Below are 679 nucleotides of genomic sequence, written 5' to 3'. Positions count from 1 at the left end.
CCACCCAGTGTGAGTGGGTGGCGATGAGTTTAGTTCTTTCTTCGTCTGACTCGGGTCGCCTGCGGCATCGCTTTGATTTTTCGCATGATACCTGCAAGGTGGACACGATCTTTAGTCGTCAGCAGAACGGTGACAGTATACAGTCGGCCATCACGTTCTTCGGTCGACAGGCCATGGATATTGGAGCCTGTTTTCGAAATCACGTTGGTCAATTCTGCCAGAGCACCTTGGTGGTTGAGCATGTCGACTTTCAGTTCTGCGATAAACTCTTTGTCGTAATCGTCAGACCATGCAACGGCCATGTACTTGTCCGGCTCTTTTTGGTAACCGCGCACATTTGGACACGTTTCACGGTGAACAACCAGGCCACGACCAGGAGACACATGCGCAATGATGTGGTCATCTGGAATTGGGTGACAGCAGTTAGCAAACGTCAGCAGCAAACCTTCCGCGCCACGAATTGGAAGTTTCTTCTTCGAGTCGGTTGGAATGGAACTGGTTGTCGTTAGCTCTTCAGTATCGCCCAGCAAACGACGAGCAATCACAATACTCATGAGTTCACCCAAGCCAATTGCTGCGAGTAAATCGTCTGTGCTTTCTAAGCGCAGATCGGTCAGTACTTCTTGAATGTTCTCTGGGTAGATGGAGTCAATCGAGTGACGACCCAAAGCGTGATTCA

General features: G+C 50.1%; 1 protein-coding gene. It reads right to left on the bottom strand.

Going from position 1 to position 679, the window contains the following annotated elements; translation table 11 throughout:
• Positions 1 to 29 precede the first annotated feature (29 nt).
• Positions 30 to 679: ACT domain-containing protein (locus R7P74_RS26770; protein WP_318123691.1), on the bottom strand; the 650-nt coding region annotated here is incomplete at its 5' end.

It is taken from the genome of Vibrio sp. 2033 (genome assembly GCF_033339735.1).
This window is presented reverse-complemented; position numbering and strand designations above follow the sequence as displayed.